Origin of the sequence: Sorangium sp. So ce185 (assembly GCF_051526825.1) — a bacterium.
Classification (GTDB): domain Bacteria; phylum Myxococcota_A; class Polyangia; order Polyangiales; family Polyangiaceae; genus Sorangium; species Sorangium cellulosum_D.
Map to the genome: position 1 here is coordinate 3,912,289 of NZ_CP150316.1, position 16,704 is coordinate 3,928,992.

Here is a 16,704-nt window from a genome sequence, read left to right on the forward strand (position 1 = left end):
CACATCCGCGTAACGTAGCCCGCCCGTGACCGACGCCTCGGCGTAAGCGCGGGGCCCGCAGCAAGCCCAGGTAGCTCAGTTGGTAGAGCAGAGGATTGAAAATCCTCGTGTGGGCGGTTCGATTCCGTCCCTGGGCACTACCCCTTCTTTCTTGTTTCGGCGAGCGAGGCGCTCGCTGCTCTGTCCTCGCGCCCCCCGCGTGTGCGCGCCGCCCGGCGTCGATGTCGTCGTGGACACCTGAGCGACTCGGCCTTTCGTTCAGAGAGCCAGGCGGTCTCAACGGCTGACGCGTCGCGCACACGCCGGCGCACGCAACGCAACGCGCGGCGGACGGTTCAGGAGTGCTTTCGCGGGTTTGGCCACATCAGGTGACAGTGGAACTTGGTTCCTGTGCGGTAGCGATCCTGGTAAGGTGACGGGGGGACCACTCGTTGCAACCTGAACACTCCGGAGGCGCCCTAGGGAACGGCGCCTCCTCATGGAGGCTCCCTCATGGCCGATCGTCGTGTCGACTCCTCGCGAAAGAGCTCTCCGGAAACGGCCTCCGCTTCCGACTCGGCGCCGCGGAGCCGGCCGTCCGCGCCAAGTAGCGAACCCAGCGCGACCGCTCGGAAGAAGAAGATCCTCGTCGTCGACGACTCGCTGACTTCGCTGCTGTCACAGCAGCTGACGCTCGGTGAGGACGACTACGACATCGTCATCGCGCGCAACGGCAAGGAGGCCATCGCGAAGGCCGTGGCGGAGCGCCCCGACCTCATCCTGATGGACGTCGTGATGCCCGCGATGGACGGCTTCCAGGCCTGCAGGTGGCTTCGCGCGTTCGACGCGACGAAGACCGTGCCGATCATCATGATGACGACGAGGAGCGATCAGACGAGCATCAAGATCGGCTTCGCCAACGGATGCACCGACTATCTCATCAAGCCTTTTGACAGCGATACGCTGCTCCTGAAGGTCCGCACCCACCTCGGCGAATAGCCCCTCTCGTGTCCCCGGCGCGCCGCCCCGGCGCTCCGGCGAGCCTCTCTCTCCGAGAGGACCTCCACAGCAGACCTCTCGCCCGCGGGGGCTCTACAGACAGCATCGCAGTCGTCGCGAGGGCGCATCGACGGTTGCCGAGCGACGCGCAGGGCGCATCCGGCAGGGGGCGCGCCGGGCAGGACGGTCCACCTCCGGCGAGGGGGCCGTGTCGTGGCGGGCTCAAATGGCTACACGGGCGGCCATGCGCGCCGCGTACGGCGCCCGCGCTCGATCACTCGAACTGGCCGTAAACCGCGAGGGATACGAGCGGCCCGGCGCACGCGCCGAGGTTCTCCAGCGGCCTGGCGCATCCGGAGATATCGACGTCACGTCCGTCGCACACGAACTCGTCGTCGATGCAGGAGATCGCCTCGTCGAACTGGTCCTCGCAGCCTTCGTACTCGGAAGTCCGCTCGGCGTCCTCGAGGGCATCGATACACTCCACCTCGTCCCTCTCGCTGCACGAGCCGGTGCAATCGCACTTGTCTTCGCACAGACCTGAGGGAGAGGCCCCACAGCCCGCGAGCATGGCGAGCGCGAGGGCGACCGTGAACGAGAGGGCGAGCTTCAAGGGCGGTTTCCTCCAACCTGGTCGCGCGGCGCGCGAGCTACGATGACGCCGCCCCTCTTATCGCGTCCGCGGGGGAGGTACAAGCCGGACGTGGTTGCGCGCGGGCGCGCCAGGGAGCGGGCGAGCCCGCAGGAGCATGTCAGTTCCGCCGGGCGCCTTCGGCCTGCGCCGGCCAGAGACGGCGGAAACCGACGCCGACGATGATCCCGTCGTCGCGCTGCACCAGACCGCCGAAGCGGCATTTCTCGACCAGCATGCCTTCGGCCAGATCGCCGCCGTCCTGAAACCGGATGCGCTGACCCTCGCTCAGGGCGGCAAAGACGCGCGCGTCCGCTGCGACGGCGACGAGCGACTCCGGGGAAGGGGCGCGCAACGGCGCGAGGTCCGATGGACGGGCCCGGCGAACCAGCCCCCGGTGGGCCACGGAACGCCCAGGAAGGGCGCCGTTGGTTGTGTCCCGAGCGGAACCGACTGCGTCGGGAGCGTCGATCCACACATCGACCACGGCGCCGCGCCGGAAGAGGACCACCCCTGGCAGCGCCGTGCCGGCGGCGGTGGTCAGCAGGACCAGCTCACCCACGCCCGGCTCGCTCGACGCGCGCCCGCCGAGGCGCTCGCGCACCGCGTCGACCGTGGGCTTCGCGGCGGCGGACGCGGCGCGCTCGGGGCGGCCCAGAGAAATCAGCGGGAGCGACAGCTTGCGCGTCATCGGACCCGGCCATTCTACGCGAACCGACGCGCGCTCGCCCGGCCGCGGGGCCGGAATCCGCGCCCGACGACGCCGCCCGCACGGGGGAGCGCCTGCGCCGCGCCGCTAAAGGCCGATGGCACCGCGGTACATCCAGCCCGTCTTGCCCCGGTGCTCGACCTTGTACCAGTCGTTCTGCCGGCCAATGAGCTTGACCCGCGTTCCGCGCACGAGGCGCATGACCACATCGCCCTCCTTGGGCGCCCCGCGGACGAGCGCAGTATCCCAGCTCACCGTGGCAAGGCCGCTCACGGCGGTCTCGCTCGTGGTCGTGCCGGCGGCCTGCTCCTGCTCCTCGCCGCCGCCCTCTGCCTTCGCCGCCTCCGCGCCGGGCGGGTGGAACGTGGCGGTGTACACGAGGGAGTAGCGGCGGTACTTGTGCGGGACCTCCTCGAGCGAGACGTTCGAGAACTCGCGCGCGGCGCACTGGAGAATGCCGCTGACCGTCGAGGCGGGCAGGCTCGTCTTCTTCCCCTTGACGACCTGGACCTCCTTCTTCTCGAAGTTCAGCTCGAAGCCGATCGGGAGCTTGCCGTCGGCGCCGAGCGCCGCCGGACACTGGGCGAGCTCCTTCAGCCGGGGCAGCGCGATCGGGTCGAACTGGAGCTCTCCGCAGTCCTCGACCTTCTTGTTCTTCTTGTCGGAGCAGCGCGTGATCCGGCCGGGGCCGACCACGACCTGCTGCTGGTTCTTCGCGGGCTCCGGCGGCTTGGCCTCGGCCTCCGCGGTCCCGGGCGGCGCCGCCGCGGGAGGGGGCGCCGCCGACGCGGCCGCGGTCTCGGCCGTCGGCTTGAGGTCGCCGGGGACGCTCGGGCCGATGCGGACCCCGGCGAGCCTGGGCCAGGCGACGCCCACGACGAACCCCACGAGCGCGATCACCCCGACCCGCGACCAGACGGGCTGCTCGTCGCCGGGACGGGGGATGTCGACCGTCAGCGGGCGCTGCCGCTTCGCCATGTCCGCCTTCGCCATGTCCACCACGTCGCCTAGCACAGCTGGGTCGCCAGAACGAAATAGTACGAAACAGTCCGCCCCGCCGAGCAGCGCCGCTCAGTCGGCGCCCGCGACGCCCGCCGCCTCGAGCAGCGGCCTCACCCGCGACTGCGCGATGGCGTAGACCGCGCTCACGCCGTCGCGGCGGGCATAGAAGACGTTCGTGCCGCGGAAAGCGTCGCCCGCGCCGATCGCGATCGTGAACGACCCCTCGGACGAGCGCGGCGCGCCTGCGCCCGCCGGCGCGGGCTGCGGCCGGGTCAGCTCGATGGCGACCCGGAGTCGCGGCGGGCTCAGGCCGTGGTGCCGCTCCGGCGAGCCCAGGGCCACAGCGCCCTCGGCGCGCAGATCGGCGAGCGCGTCCCGGACGCGCGCGGCGGTCGCGGTGGCGGTCGGCGGATCGGCCGCCCCCGCGACGGTGAAGCCGTGCGGAGAGCCCTCGAGCACGACCGGCTTGCCGTCCCGCGGGCTCAGCGTCACCCGCGCGACGTCCTCGGGCGCGACGAGGAAGACGTCGCGGCGGAGCAGCAGGCGCCCGGCCGCGGCCTCGAGCGACGGCGGCGCGACGAACACGGCGGCGCCGCCGTCGGCGCGCGCGAACGAGCCCGCCCCGGCGTGCGCGCCGAGCTCCACCCGCGCCGCGCGCGACGCCGCGCCGGACGCGCCCCCGCCCTCCGCGGCGGTGAGCTCGGCCTCGACGACGAGCCGGGGCGCGGCGAGCCCGTAACCCTGGGCGGCGTCCACGGTGACCCAGCGCTCGGCCTTGAGGCCGGCGAGCTGCGCGGCGAGCTCGTCCGCGAGCCCGCCGTCGGCCGAAAGGCCCGCGCCGGTCGGCTCGACGAGCTGCCACGCGCCCTCGCCCGTCCGGCGGAGCCGCTGGACCAGGCCAGGGCGCTCGATCCGCAGCGCGCTGACCTGATCCGGCGCGAAATCGAACACCTCCATCGAGCGCAGCGACACCTCGGAGGGGAGGAGCGCGCCGGCGGCCGCGGCCGGCAGCTCGGCGATCGCGCCGTCCTCGAGCCGCCGGACGCGCACCACGCCGGCCTGCTCGGCGCCGATCTCGAGCGTCTCGATCCGCTCCAGCGGCTCGCCCTCGCCGGCCGCCGCGGGCGTCGATACGACGCGGAGGGTGGCCCGCGGCGGATCCAGGCCGAGCGCCTTCGGGTCGCTCGCCGCGGGGAGGAGGCGCGCCGCGCGCACGTCGAGGATCGCCTGCACCAGGGCGCGGCCGGTCTCGGTCGGGACGGGGCGGTCCTCCGGGGCGCGCAGGTGCCACTCGCTGCCGGCGCGCGCGAGCTCCAGCGAGCGCGCACCGGGCTCGCCGGCCGAGAGCTTCACCTCGGCGACCTCGTCGAGCGGCGCGGCGACGAGGGCGAGGTCGACGAAGCGCGACGCCTCCTCGGTGAGCGGCTCGAGCACGCTCGCGGGCACGCAGGCGGCCGCGCGCGTGGGCTCGCGCCGCACCGCGACGACGTGGTCCGGCCTGTCGGGGCAGGCGCCGCCGACGTCGATCACGCCGGGCTTCGCCGAGGGATCGCTCGGCAGGAGCGTCAGCGTGACCCGGGGGCCGCCGGAGGCCGCGGCCTGCTCGGCCTCCTCGTCGGAGAGGAACGCCTCGGCCTGCATGCGGCCGAGCGCCGAGAGCACGAGGTCGAGCACCGGCGCGCTGACCCGGACGCCGCTGCCCTCGGGCGAGCCCTCGGCGAAATGGAAGCCGGCGCCGCGGCCGCCGCCCCACGGGGCCCGCGAGAACCGCCGCGCGCCGCCCGCGCCCTCGAGCGTGAGCCCCGAGAGCTCCGACGGGAGGTAGGGGACGAAGCTCCGGGTGCGGAGGCGATCCGGCGGCACGTCGAGGGCGGCGGCGAGCTGCTTCGTGATGACGAAGACGCCGCGGCCGGCGACCTCGGCGTAGACCGCGCCGGGCGGCGTCGGGGCGCCGCCGCCGAGCAGCAGGCGCTCGCGGCGCGGGCCCATCGCGAGCGCGATCGTGAGCCGGGGCGCGGTGAGGCCGAGGGCGGCGCGATCGCTCGCCTCCGCGGAGACGCGGCGCTCCGCCGCAGCGAACTCGAGCGTGCCGAGGAGCTGATCGACCGTGGGCTCGTCGGCGGGGTAGCGCTGGCCGTCGATCTCGACGCTCCAGGGGCGCTGGCCGGCGTCGTCGACGTCGCCGCGGGTGAGCCGCGCGGTCTGCTGCGCGGCGGGCGGCGCGCCGGGCGGCGCCACCGTCACGGTGAGCTCGGTGATCTCGTCGGGGCGCCACGCCTCGAACAGGTGCTTCTTGCGGCGCTCGGCCTCGTCGGTGGACACCGCGCCCCGGTCGAGCACGAAGAGCGCGACGGCCGCCGCGGCGGCGAGCGCGACGAGGATCAGCGTCGTCGCGTGCCGGCGGAGGCGCCGCATCACGGCGCCCCTTCGCGCTCAACCCCGCCCGGCGCGCCGCGCCCGGCCGGGGACCCGGGGCCGCGCTTGTCGTCGGGGCCGCCGGGGCGGCGTTCGGAGCCGCGCCGCGAGAGGTGCACGGCGAGGCCCAGGAGGGCCGCGGCGAGCGGCATGTAGACGATGACGTAGCGGAAGACGCCGGCGAGCGCGTCCTCGCTGAGCCGGAGGCCCGCGGTGACCGCGGGCTTGTCGGGGATGTCGAGCATGGGCGGGCTCGCGGCGAGCCAGGAGAGCGCGCTCTCGACGAACACGGCCGTCCCGCGGAGCTCGGGGCTCTGCCAGTTCGCGGCGTAGAGCGCGCTGGGCGAGCTGACCACGACGACGCGCGGCCCGTGCGCGGCGCTGGAGCCCGCGGGCTTCGGCAGCTCCGCGGCGTAGGCGACCGTGAGCGGCCCCGGGTGATCGCCGTCGCGCGGCTTCGGCTCGGACGGGTCCCGGGCCCAGCCGAAGAAGTCGACCATGCCGAAGGCCTTGTCGCTCGTGACGAGCAGCGGCGCCGGGGCCACGGGCCCGCTCGCCGCGGGCGCGAGCGAGCTGGCCACCGTGAGCACCGGGCCGAGCCCCTGGTCGGCCGCCTTGACGAGCCCCTCGGTGATCGGGTGCGGCCTCACGACGGGCGAGAAGGTCTCGCCGAAGCCCTGCGTCGAGCGGAGCTTCGGGTCGAGCTCGAACACGAAGTCGGACCTGAGCTCGACGCCCGCCACGGCGAGCAGGCCCGCGAGCCCGAGGTCGACGTACCGCTGATCGCTCTCGTCCGGCACCGGGCCGATCGCGAGCAGCGCGCTGCCGCCCTCCTCGATGAACGCGCGGTAGCGGGCCACGTCGCCGGGGGGCACCGGCTGGCTCGGCTCGGCGAGGACGAGCACGCGGCAGCGGCCGAGATCGGCCTCGGGCGCCGGCGCCTCCGGCGCGGCGCCGGGCTCCTCGTCGTCGCCGTGGTCGTGGCCGCCGCGGCCGCCGCCGAGCTCCACGACCTCGTAGTTGTTCTTGTTGAGCCGGTCCTTGAGCGCCGCGAGCCCGCCGGCGCCGCCGACCTCGATCGACTTCTCGCCGTGGCCGCTCGCGAAGCAGACCCTCGGCCGCTCGCTGCGGAGGACGCTCCGGATCGCGCCGGTCAGCGCCTGCTCGAGCCGCGGGCGGGCCCGCAGGTCGCCCTCGTCCTCGACCTCGACGAGGTCGCTCGCGGTGAGGAAATGGGGCCGGTCCCCGCGCGCGACGATGATCGCCGCGTCGGTGACGATCCGCCCGTCCTCGGTCTTGCCCGCGACGACCCCGTAGCGCTGCTGCACGGCGAGGAACTCCGCCGGGCGCCGGTCGGGGTCGGTCACCGCGACCTCGAGCCGCGTCGTCTCGGCCCGGTACGCGTCGAGCAGGTGCCGCACCGAGAGCGTCAGCGGGTCGGCCTCGGAGAGCAGGACGTAGACGCGGATCGGCTCCTCGAGCGCGCGCAGCGTCGAGACGGTCGCGTCGCTCAGCGTGTACAGGCCGCCCTGCGTCCAGTCCCAGCGCTTGTAGTGGCGGGCGACGAGCAGGTTGACGAGCACCGCGAGCACCATCGCCGCGATGATCCCGACGCTCGTCGAGAGCTTCTCGCCGAGCGAGGTGCCGGGAGGGACCCGCGCCGACCGAGTCTCGCCTTGCGCAGACGGAGGATCGGGCCGCTCGTCGCCCATCAGCCCCACCTCCACGCGTCCACCGCGCGCACGGTCACGAACAGCGGCAGCGCGACCACCGTCGCGTCGAACACGAGCCGGCGCAGGTCGACGATCCCGCGAGAAAAATCGTTCATCTGCGTCCAGACCGAGACGTAGGAGCAGAGGTCGTGCGCCGGGCCGTCCGGGAAGATGAACTCCCCGATGCCGAGGATGAACAGGCCCATCACCGCCATCGTGCTGAGCACCGCGGCCATGAGCTGGCTCTTCGTGAGCGCGCTCGTCATCGTCCCGATCGCGAGGTAGCCGGCGCCGACCGCCACGACGGCGAGGTAGCTCGCCCCCACGACCCACCAGTCGAGCTCGCCCGTCCTGGCGATGAGCACCACATAGAGCAGCGTCGGCGCCCACATCGCGACGTAGGTCACGAGCGCCGCGGCGTACTTCGCCAGCACGACGCCCGCGGAGCCCACCGGCGCGGTGAGGAGCGCCTCGATCGTGCCGCTCCGGCGCTCCTCCGCGAAGAGGCGCATCGTGAGCAGCGGGCACACGAAGAGCAGCGGCAGGTAAATCAGGATCGTCTGGCCGAAGAAGACCTGCACGGGCCCCGTGTCGGCGGAGAGCTCCGCCTCGCCCGCGAACTGGGTCGCGATCAGGAAGAAGTGCACGCCCTGCACGAGCAGGAACGTGGTGATCAGCACCCACGCGAGCGGCGTCACGAAGAGCGAGAAGAGCTCCCGCTTGAAGATCGGCCAGAAGCCCCTCACCGCCGCTCCTTCACCGCGCCGCGCCGCGCCGCGCTCGCCTTTTTCCGGGCCGTTCGTCCGGCGGGCGCGCCGGCGTCGCCCGCCGCGGCCGCGCCCGGCTCGCCGGCGCCGCCCTGCGCATCATCGGCGGCGGTCAGCTCGGAGAAGACCTGCTCCAGCGATGGAGCGTGGGGCACGAGCTCGCGCACGCCGAGGCCCGCGCCGACGAGCGCGCTCACGAGGCGCTCGGTCGCCTCGCCCGGGTCGGCGCCGGCGTCGAACTCGACCGTGAGCCGCGCCGCGTCGCCGGCCGCCTCCGCCTCGGCCGAGCGCACCCCCGCCGCGCCGCGCGCCGCCGCGAGCGCCGCGTCCGCCGCGCCGCGCACCGCGACGCGCACGCCGGACGCGCGGCGCATCGCGCGGATCTCCTCGATCGAGCCCTCCGCGACCAGCCTGCCGCGGGCGATCACGATCGCGCGCGTGCACGTCGCCTCGACCTCGGAGAGGATGTGCGTCGAGAGGAGCACCGTGCGGTCGCGGCCGAGCCTCCGGACGAGCGCGCGCACCTCGCGGATCTGGTTCGGATCGAGGCCCGCCGTCGGCTCGTCCAGGATGAGCAGCGGCGGATCGCTGACGAGCGCGTCCGCGAGGCCGACGCGCTGGCGGTACCCCTTCGAGAGGTGGCCGATCATGACGCTCGCGACGTCCTCGACGCGCGCGTCGCGCAGGGCGCGCGCGACCGCCTCGCGGCGCGCGCGCCGCGGCACGAGCTTCAGCTCGGCGCGGAACGCGAGGTACTCCGAGACGCGCATCTCCGGGTAGAGCGGCGACATCTCGGGCATGTACCCGAGCGACGCGCGCGCGCGCATCGGCTCCTCGGCGAGGTCGTGGCCGGCGACCCGCACCCGGCCGGAGGTCGCGCCGAGGAACCCCGCGAGGATGCGCAGGGTCGTGCTCTTGCCCGCCCCGTTCGGCCCGAGGAACCCGACGATCTCGCCCTGGCTCACCCGGAAAGAGAGGTCGCTCACCGCCAGGTGGGCGCCGTAGGACTTGGAGAGGTGCTCGACCTCGATCATCGGGACATCGGGGCGCAGGGGGTCAGGGCGGCCGGCGCGGCGCGCGCGGGCGGGCCGGGCGATCGCGCGGAACGCTTAGCGCACCGGGCGGGGCAGGGGAAGCGCGCGCCGGCTCCCGCGCGCCGCCGGCGGCGCGGGACGCCGGCGAGTAGCCAGAGCCGCGCGTCTCTGGTAACCCTCCGCCGTCGCGCCCGGCGGCCCGGGCGCTCACGCCACGGGCCCCTCTGCAAGGCGACGCACCCGGTGCGCCGAGCGCCGCGGCCCCCTCACACCCACCGCTTCACGATGGATCAGACGCTCCTCCGGTCGTACTTCTCGACCATCTATGAGTTCCCCACGGCGGCGGGGACGCTGCGCGTCTCGCTCGACGGCGAGATCGTCCAGGATCAGGCCGGGCTCCCCGAGCTCCTGACCCGCAAGTTCGCCGTGCTCACCGCCTACAACCCGCGCTCGATGCTCATCCCCCGCCGGGTCAACGATCAGCGCCACCACGTCCTCCGCGATCTCTTGATCCTCGGGTGCTACCGGGTCGAGCCGTGCGTCGGATCCGAGGCGGAGCCGGAGGGCATCTGGCGCGAGCCGGCCTGGCTCGTCCACGGCATGGACCGCGACGAGGCGATCGCCTTCGGCCGCGTCTTCCGGCAGAACACGATCGTGTTCGCGCAAGGCGGCCGGCCGGAGCTCATCATCACGGATCCCACAGCCGACGACATCGGCCGAACTTTCCAGGGCAACTGGCGGGTTCGAGCGTGACCCGCGCGGCGCCCGCGGACGCGGTACGCCGATTCCATGTTGAAACATACCCGCAAAATGTGGGTTCATGCCGTGGCGTTTAGGGATGGGCGGACCGGCCTCGCTCACCACATGAGGAGACACAGCAGAATGCGCACCCAGGTCACCCTCGCAGCGCTCGTCGCCGCGCTCGGGCTCGTCGCCGGCGCTGGCGGCTGCGGCCAGAACAAGGTCTCGGAGTGCAACGCGCTCATCGAGGTCATCAACAAGGGCGTCCAGAGCATCGAGAAGGGCACCAAGACCGGCGCCGATCAGGGCGGGTCGAGCGAGCTGAAGGCGATGGCCGATGCGATGGACAAGGTGGCGGCCGACGCGGCGCAGGTGAAGCTGACCACCCCGGAGCTGCAGAAGTTCTCGGGCGAGTACCAGGCCATGGCGAAGGACGTCGCCAAGGCGGCGCGCGATCTCGCGACCGCGGCGGACGCGAACGACGCCGAGAAGAGCAACACCGCCCAGGCCGCGATCGAGAAGGCGATCAAGCAGGAAGACCCGCTGGTCGACAACATCAACAAGTTCTGTCAGGCGCCCTGACGGGCCCTCTGCCCGGAAGGGCGCTCGCGCCGACGAGGGCGCGCGCGCGGCGACGAGGGCGCGCGCCTTCGTCGGCGCGACGCGGCCGGCGAGGCCTGCGATCAGGGGACGAAGCGGTAGCCGACGCCGCGCACGGTCAGGATGTGGCGCGGCGCGGTCGCGTTGTCCTCCAGCTTGTTGCGGAGCTGGAGGATGAAGTTGTCGATGGTGCGCGGGGTGCCGTGGTGCGTCGGGCCCCACACCTTGGCCTGGATCTGCTCCCTGGACAGCACGCGGCCGCCGGCCTCGGCGAGGCAGAGCAGGACGTCGAACTCGGTCGCCGTGAGCTCGATCAGCGCCTCGCCGCGGCGGACCTCGCGCGTCGCCGCGTTGATCACGATGTCGCCGGCGCGCAGCTGCGCCCCGTCCGCGCGCGCGATCGCGTCGCGCCGGAGCACCGCCTTCACGCGGGCGAGCAGCTCGGCCAGGCTGAACGGCTTCGTGATGTAGTCCTCGGCGCCGAGCTCGAGGCCCATCACCTTGTCCATCTCGGCGCCGCGCGCGGACAGCATGATCACGGGCAGGGTGCGCCGCTCGTTCCGGAGGATGCGCAGGAGCTCGAAGCCGTTCAGGCGCGGGAGCATCACGTCGATGATGATGAGGTCGATCCCGCCGGCGCGGGCGAGCGCGAGCCCGCGCTCGCCGTCCTCGGCCACCTCGACGCGGTAGCCCTCGGCGGTGAGGTTCATCTCGAGACCCATAGCGATGCTGGGATCGTCCTCGACGAGCAGGACGGTCCGGGCCGGTGCCTGAGGGTTCCGGGTCATGCTGAGCACGTCCTCTAGCATGTTCATGTCCGGACCGGAGGCGGCCGCGTCTACGGCGACGCGTCCGCCCTGACGCCGCGATCCGCCGCCTCGGGGGACGCCTTGGCGCCCGCCGGCCGCCGCGCCGCGGCGGTCGCTCTGGACGAGCCCCGGAGCGGGAGCACGAGCGTGAAGGTGCTGCCCTTCCCGGGCTCGCTGTCGACGAGGATCCGGCCCCCGTGCGCCCGGATGACGTGCTTGACGATCGACAGCCCGAGCCCCGAGCCTTCCTGCTGGCGGGCGAGGAGGTCGTCGACCCGGTAGAACTTCTCGAAGATCCGCTTGTGCTCCTTGCGGGCGATACCCTTGCCGTTGTCGCGGACGGTGATCAGCGCCGACCGGCTGCGGACATCGGCGGAGACGCTGATCTTCCTCGGCTGACCGCCGTACTTGTAGGCGTTCGAGAGCAGGTTCACGATCGCGTCGACGAGCGCGCTGCGATCGCAGAGCACGGGCGGGAGGCTCGCGTCGACGGAGACGTCGAGCTCGACGCTGCGCTTCTCGCGGGTCGGCTCGAAGGCGTGGATCGCCTCGTGGATGACCACCCCGAGGTCCTGCTCCGAGAGCTCGTAGACGCGCCGGCCGCTCTCCATCCGCCCCCAGTCGAGCAGCCGGTCGATGAGCTGCTGGAGCCGGGCGCTCTCCTTGGTGAGGGCGTCGATGCAGCGATCCTCGCTGTGCGTGTCGCCGCGCCGGAGCTTGAGCGTCTCGGTGAACATCCGGATCGACGTGAGCGGCGTGCGCAGCTCGTGCGAGACCTTGGACACGAAATCCGCCTGGAGCTCGGACAGGTTGCGCTCGCGCCGGAGGAAGACCCAGACGAGGATGACCCCGGTCGCGAGCGTCCCGCAGAACGTGAGGACCAGGATCCCCATGATGAGGTTGTACTGGGCCTCGCCGAGCACGAGGAGGAGGAAGCCGACGCCCGACAGGAGCACGCCGGGGACGATGACCAGGTAGACGAGGAGCTGGATGATCCGCCGGTAGCCGAGCGTGGTGAGGTCGCGCCGCGGGGTCCGCATGCCGGGAGCTTAGTGGGGCGGCGCGGCGGCCGCGAGCGGCCTACGCTTCGATGCGCTCGAGCACGAGCGCGGGCGCCTCGGCGGGCGCTGGGCCGAGCTGGAAGGCGGCGCGGACGCGAGCGGCCGCGGCGCGGGCGTCGTCGGCCCGGCGGGCGTGGATGCGGGCGAGGGGGGCCCCGCGGTCCACGCGATCGCCGCGCGCGGCGGCGAGCTCGATGCCCACGGCGGGGTCCACGCGCTGGTCGGCGCGCGTCCGCCCGGCGCCGAGCGCGACCGCGGAGAGCCCGATCTCCAGCGGATCGACGGCGACGACGTACCCCTCGCCCTCGGCCGCGACGTCGACGACGACTGGGGCGCCGGGCAGCCGGCCGGGGTCGTTCACCACGGCCGGATCGCCCTTCTGCGCCGCGATCATCCGCGCGAGGACCTCGGCCGCGGCGCCGCTCGCGATGGCGGCCTCGAGCTTCGGCCGCGCCTCGGCCGCGCTCGCCGCGGCGCCGCCGGCGATCAGCATCTCCTCCCCGAGGGCGAGCGTGCAGGCGACGAGGTCGCCCGGCCCGCGGCCGTGCAGCACCTCGATCGCCTCGCGGGTCTCGATGGCGTTGCCGACGGCGCGCCCGAGCGGGGCGCTCATGTCGGTGAGCAGCGCGGAGACGCGCTTTCCGGCCGCGGTCCCGACGCGCACGAGCGCGGTCCCGAGCGCGCGGGCGTCGTCCAGGGTCTTCATGAACGCGCCCCGCCCGACCTTGACGTCGAGCACGAGCGCGTCGATGCCCTCGGCGAGCTTCTTCGAGAGGATGCTCGCGACGATGAGCGGGATCGACTCGACCGTGGCCGTCACGTCGCGCAGCGCGTAGATGCGCTTGTCCGCCGGCGCGATCCGCGCGGTCTGCCCGATCATGCACGTCCCGACCTCGCGGACGACGCGCGCGAAGGTCGCGGCGTCGAGCGCCACGTCGAACCCCGGGATGGCCTCGAGCTTGTCGAGCGTGCCGCCCGTGTGGCCGAGGCCGCGGCCGGACACCATCGGCACGGGGACGCCGCACGCGGCGACGAGGGGGGCGAGGCAGATCGAGACCTTGTCGCCGACGCCGCCGGTGGAGTGCTTGTCGACCTTCCGTCCGGGCACGTCGGACAGGTCGAGGACGTCGCCCGAGTGGAGCATCGCGCGGGTGAGCGCGACGGTCTCCGCGTCGTCCATGCCGCGGAAGAAGACGGCCATGAGCAGCGCGCTCATCTGGTAGTCGGCGAGCTCGCCGTCGCCGTGGGCGCGGACGAGCCGCGCGATCTCGTCCTCGGACAGCCGCCCGCCGTCGCGCTTCCTCGCGACGAGCTCGACAAGGGTCTGCATCGCCCTGGAGCTTAGCCGCGTTCGACCCTATTTGTCCCCGGCGCGCGCATCCCTATGGTCGCCGGGAGCGCGCGGGCCGCCGCCGCGGGAGAGCGGACGCGGCGCCGGTCGCGGTCGCACCGGAGAAGGGAGCCGTACGGGGCCTCATGGACAGCCTCCTCTACGCACGGGCCCAGATGGGCCTTTCGCTGGCATTTCACATGATCTTCGCGGCCGCCGGGGTGGCGCTGCCGCTGATCATGGTCATCGCGGACGCGCTCTGGCACCGGACGGACGATCCGGACTACCTCGAGTTCTCGAAGCGCATGGCGAAGGGGACGGCGATCCTGTTCGCGGTGGGCGCGGTCTCGGGGACGGTGCTCTCGTTCGAGCTCGGGCTCCTGTGGCCGAGCTTCATGGGGACGTTCGGCGAGGTGATCGGGCTTCCGTTCTCGCTCGAGGGGTTCGCGTTCTTCACGGAGGCGATCTTCCTCGGCATCTACCTCTACGGCCGGGGCAAGCTCCCGCCGAAGCTGCACCTGCTCTCGGGCGCGCTGGTGGCGCTGAGCGGCGCGCTCTCGGCGTTCTTCGTGATCCTGGTGAACGCGTGCATGAACGACCCCGCCGGGTTCACGATGGTGGGGGGCCGCCCGGCCGACATCGACCCGGTGGCGGCGATGTTCAGCCCGCCGTGGAAGCACGAGACGCTGCACGGCATCCTCGCGTGCTATCAGGCGACGGCGTTCGTGATGACGGGGATCCACGCGCTCGTGCTCCTGCGGCACCCGAAGAGCCCGCTGTTCCGCAAGGCGTTCGCGGTGACGCTCGCGGTCGCCGGGGTGACGGCGCTGGCGCAGCCGTTCGTCGGCCATTTCGCGGCGGTCGAGGTCGGCGAGGGTCAGCCCGCCAAGCTCGCGGCGATGGAGGCGCACTTCGAGACCTCGGCCCGCGCGCCGCTGCTCGTCGGCGGCCTGCCCGACGTGGAGCGGGGCGAGGTCGACTACGCGCTCGAGATCCCGGGGGGCCTGTCGATGCTCCTGCACGCCGATCCCGACGCGGTGGTGCCGGGGCTCGACGCGGTCCCGCGCGACGAGTGGCCGCCGGTGACGGCGACGCACCTCTCGTTCCAGGTGATGGTCGGCGCGGGCTCCGCGATGGCGCTGCTCGCGCTGGTCGCGGCGGCGCTCGCGTGGCGCCGCCGGGGGATCCCGGATCAGCGCCCGTTCCTCTGGGCGGTGGTCCTCGCGAGCCCGCTCGGCATCGTGGCGATGGAGGCCGGCTGGCTGGTGACGGAGTTCGGCCGCCAGCCGTGGATCGTGCGGGGCGCGATGCGCACGCGCGACGCGGTGACCCCGTTCCCGCACCTCGAGGCGCCGTTCTGGACCTTCACGGCGCTCTACGTCTTCCTCGGCGTCGTGGTGACCTACCTGCTCGTCCGCCAGCTCCGCGCGGCGCCGCTGGCGGTGACGGGAGACGTCGCGCCGCCGGGGGGCGGGGCGGCGGGCGGCGGTGGGCCGTACGAGGGCGGGGCGGCGGGCGGCGGCGAGCCGCGCGCGCTCGGGGCGGCGGGCGGCGGCCGGCTGCGCGCGCTCGGGGGAGGCGCGGCCGATGGTCGTTGAGTGGCTCCTCGGCGGGGTGATGGTGGCGGCGCTCGTGCTGTACGCGCTGCTCGGCGGGGCGGATTTCGGCGGCGGCGTCTGGGATCTGCTCGCCTCCGGCCCGCGCAAGCAGGAGCAGCGCGCGCTCATCGAGCGGGTCATGGGCCCGATCTGGGAGGCCAACCACGTGTGGCTCATCCTTGTCGTGGTGCTGCTCTTCACCGCGTTTCCTCCGGCGTTCGCGGCGATCTCGGTCGCGCTGCACGTCCCCCTCACGCTGTTCCTCGTCGGCGTCGTGTTCCGCGGCTCGGCGTTCAGCTTCCGCAGCTACGACTCGCGGCGCGATGAGCGGCAGAAGCGCTGGGGGCTGCTCTTCTCGCTGGCGAGCGTGATCGCGCCGGTGCTGCTCGGCATGATCGTCGGCGCGGTGGCGTCGGGGCGGATCCGGGTGGCGTCCGGGGTGGTGACGAGCGGCTTCTTCGCGCCGTGGCTCTCGCTGTTTCCGTTCATGGTCGGGCTGTTCGCGCTCTCGCTCTTCGGGTTCCTCGCGGCGGTCTACCTGACCAACGAGGCGACGGAGCCCGCGCTCGTCGACGATTTCCGTATCCGCGCGCTCGTCTCGGGCTGCGTGGTCGCGGCGCTCGCGCTCGCGTCCTTTGGGGCCTCGTTCGAGGGCGCTCCGCTCATCCGAGAGGGGCTGACGGACCATCCGATCACGTGGCCGCTCCACGTCGCGACGGGCATTGCGGCCACGGCGGCGTTCTTCGGGCTGTGGACGCGCCGCTTCCGTCTGGCGCGCTTCGCGGCGGCGGCGCAGGTCACGCTGATCCTGCTGGGCTGGGCTGCCTCGCAGTACCCGTACCTGGTGGTGCCGGACGTGACGCTCGCCGGGGCGGCGGCAAACCCGAGGACGTTACGATTGCTTGTCTGGGTCCTCGGCGTCGGATTCGTGCTGCTGTTCCCCTCGCTGTACGTGCTCTTCCGCGTCTTCGGCAGCGGCCGGGCGGGGGCCGCGTCGGACAGCGATGACGCTCATTGAGTGGGAGTAGCAGCGAGGTACGCGGAAGTCGCGGGAGTCGAATTGGCCGGACCACCTCGTCCTACCCATGGAGAGGCGAGAGGTGGGAGGTCGGTGAGCGGAACAGGGCCTCTCTGTCCGTCCTGGCGCTAGAGGGCGGTGGTGCGAGGTCAGGCGCGCATTGCATTCCTGAAAGCCAGAGCCCTCTCTCATGAGGCCGCTGAAAAATCGCCAGCGCTTTCGCGGGCCTCCCCAGGGCGGGCGAACCGTGTTAGGCTCGCAGTCGCGAAGTTTTTCAGGATGCTTGTGGGGGAAGGAGC

Annotated in this window: 15 protein-coding genes and 1 tRNA gene; 6 read left to right on the forward strand and 10 right to left on the reverse strand. The window is 73.2% G+C overall.

Going from position 1 to position 16,704, the window contains the following annotated elements; translation table 11 throughout:
- Window positions 1-64: 64 nt before the first annotated feature.
- Together WMF26_RS14540 and WMF26_RS14545 are read left to right on the forward strand one after the other, a co-directional pair.
- Window positions 65-137 (forward strand) — tRNA-Phe (locus WMF26_RS14540).
- 355 nt (window positions 138-492) lie between these two features.
- A complete protein-coding gene (locus WMF26_RS14545; RefSeq protein WP_061621767.1) occupies window positions 493-978 on the forward strand; it encodes a response regulator in 486 nt (161 codons plus the stop codon).
- 274 nt (window positions 979-1,252) lie between these two features.
- Here WMF26_RS14545 and WMF26_RS14550 read toward each other — a convergent pair whose 3' ends face one another.
- The 7 genes from WMF26_RS14550 to WMF26_RS14580 all read right to left on the reverse strand — a co-directional run bounded on the left by WMF26_RS14550 (window position 1,253) and on the right by WMF26_RS14580 (window position 9,248).
- A complete protein-coding gene (locus WMF26_RS14550; RefSeq protein ID WP_437337633.1) occupies window positions 1,253-1,591 on the reverse strand; it encodes a hypothetical protein in 339 nt (112 codons plus the stop codon).
- Between the two features lie 139 nt (window positions 1,592-1,730).
- Window positions 1,731-2,300 carry a hypothetical protein gene (locus tag WMF26_RS14555; protein WP_438000821.1) on the reverse strand — a complete coding sequence of 190 codons (570 nt, stop codon included), beginning with the start codon at window positions 2,298-2,300 and terminating at the stop codon, window positions 1,731-1,733.
- A gap of 105 nt (window positions 2,301-2,405) precedes the next feature.
- Complete coding sequence (locus tag WMF26_RS14560; RefSeq protein ID WP_438000822.1) at window positions 2,406-3,311, reverse strand: SH3 domain-containing protein; 906 nt, start codon at window positions 3,309-3,311, stop codon at window positions 2,406-2,408.
- Window positions 3,312-3,389: 78 nt separating this feature from the next.
- A complete protein-coding gene (locus WMF26_RS14565) occupies window positions 3,390-5,735 on the reverse strand; it encodes a DUF4340 domain-containing protein (protein ID WP_438000823.1) in 2,346 nt (781 codons plus the stop codon).
- Window positions 5,735-7,447, reverse strand: coding sequence for a GldG family protein (locus WMF26_RS14570; RefSeq protein ID WP_438000824.1), 1,713 nt, complete (start codon window positions 7,445-7,447; stop codon window positions 5,735-5,737). The genes WMF26_RS14565 and WMF26_RS14570 overlap by 1 nt, the downstream gene beginning before the upstream one ends.
- Window positions 7,447-8,193 (reverse strand): ABC transporter permease, encoded by a 747-nt coding sequence (locus tag WMF26_RS14575; protein ID WP_438000825.1) that lies wholly within the window; start codon window positions 8,191-8,193, stop codon window positions 7,447-7,449. Before WMF26_RS14575 ends, WMF26_RS14570 begins: the two co-directional genes overlap by 1 nt.
- On the reverse strand, window positions 8,190-9,248 hold the full coding sequence (locus tag WMF26_RS14580) for an ABC transporter ATP-binding protein (RefSeq protein WP_438000826.1): 1,059 nt from the start codon (window positions 9,246-9,248) through the stop codon (window positions 8,190-8,192). Before WMF26_RS14580 ends, WMF26_RS14575 begins: the two co-directional genes overlap by 4 nt.
- 285 nt (window positions 9,249-9,533) lie before the next feature.
- Here WMF26_RS14580 and WMF26_RS14585 point away from each other — a divergent pair, with 285 nt between their 5' ends.
- Both WMF26_RS14585 and WMF26_RS14590 read left to right on the forward strand, forming a co-directional pair.
- The gene (locus WMF26_RS14585; RefSeq protein WP_020734896.1) at window positions 9,534-10,001 is read left to right on the forward strand and encodes a DUF3293 domain-containing protein; all 468 of its coding nucleotides are present in this window, start codon (window positions 9,534-9,536) and stop codon (window positions 9,999-10,001) included.
- A gap of 129 nt (window positions 10,002-10,130) precedes the next feature.
- Window positions 10,131-10,571, forward strand: a complete 441-nt coding sequence (locus tag WMF26_RS14590) for a hypothetical protein (RefSeq protein ID WP_020734897.1) — start codon at window positions 10,131-10,133, stop codon at window positions 10,569-10,571.
- A 101-nt stretch (window positions 10,572-10,672) separates the two neighbouring features.
- Here the strand turns inward: WMF26_RS14590 and WMF26_RS14595 are convergent, their stop codons facing one another.
- Genes WMF26_RS14595 through WMF26_RS14605 form a run of 3 tightly spaced genes read right to left on the reverse strand, consistent with a single transcriptional unit; the run spans window position 10,673 to window position 13,789 of the window.
- Window positions 10,673-11,377, reverse strand: a complete 705-nt coding sequence (locus WMF26_RS14595; RefSeq protein WP_044988231.1) for a response regulator transcription factor — start codon at window positions 11,375-11,377, stop codon at window positions 10,673-10,675.
- Between the two features lie 50 nt (window positions 11,378-11,427).
- Window positions 11,428-12,438, reverse strand: a complete 1,011-nt coding sequence (locus WMF26_RS14600) for a sensor histidine kinase (protein WP_438000827.1) — start codon at window positions 12,436-12,438, stop codon at window positions 11,428-11,430.
- Between the two features lie 40 nt (window positions 12,439-12,478).
- On the reverse strand, window positions 12,479-13,789 hold the full coding sequence (locus tag WMF26_RS14605; protein ID WP_438000828.1) for a thymidine phosphorylase: 1,311 nt from the start codon (window positions 13,787-13,789) through the stop codon (window positions 12,479-12,481).
- Window positions 13,790-13,935: 146 nt separating this feature from the next.
- Between WMF26_RS14605 and WMF26_RS14610 the strand changes: the two genes are divergently transcribed.
- Both WMF26_RS14610 and WMF26_RS14615 read left to right on the forward strand, forming a co-directional pair.
- On the forward strand, window positions 13,936-15,387 hold the full coding sequence (locus WMF26_RS14610; RefSeq protein ID WP_438000829.1) for a cytochrome ubiquinol oxidase subunit I: 1,452 nt from the start codon (window positions 13,936-13,938) through the stop codon (window positions 15,385-15,387).
- Window positions 15,377-16,405, forward strand: coding sequence for a cytochrome d ubiquinol oxidase subunit II (locus WMF26_RS14615; protein ID WP_438000830.1), 1,029 nt, complete (start codon window positions 15,377-15,379; stop codon window positions 16,403-16,405). The genes WMF26_RS14610 and WMF26_RS14615 overlap by 11 nt, the downstream gene beginning before the upstream one ends.
- The last annotated feature ends 299 nt before the right edge of the window (window positions 16,406-16,704 follow it).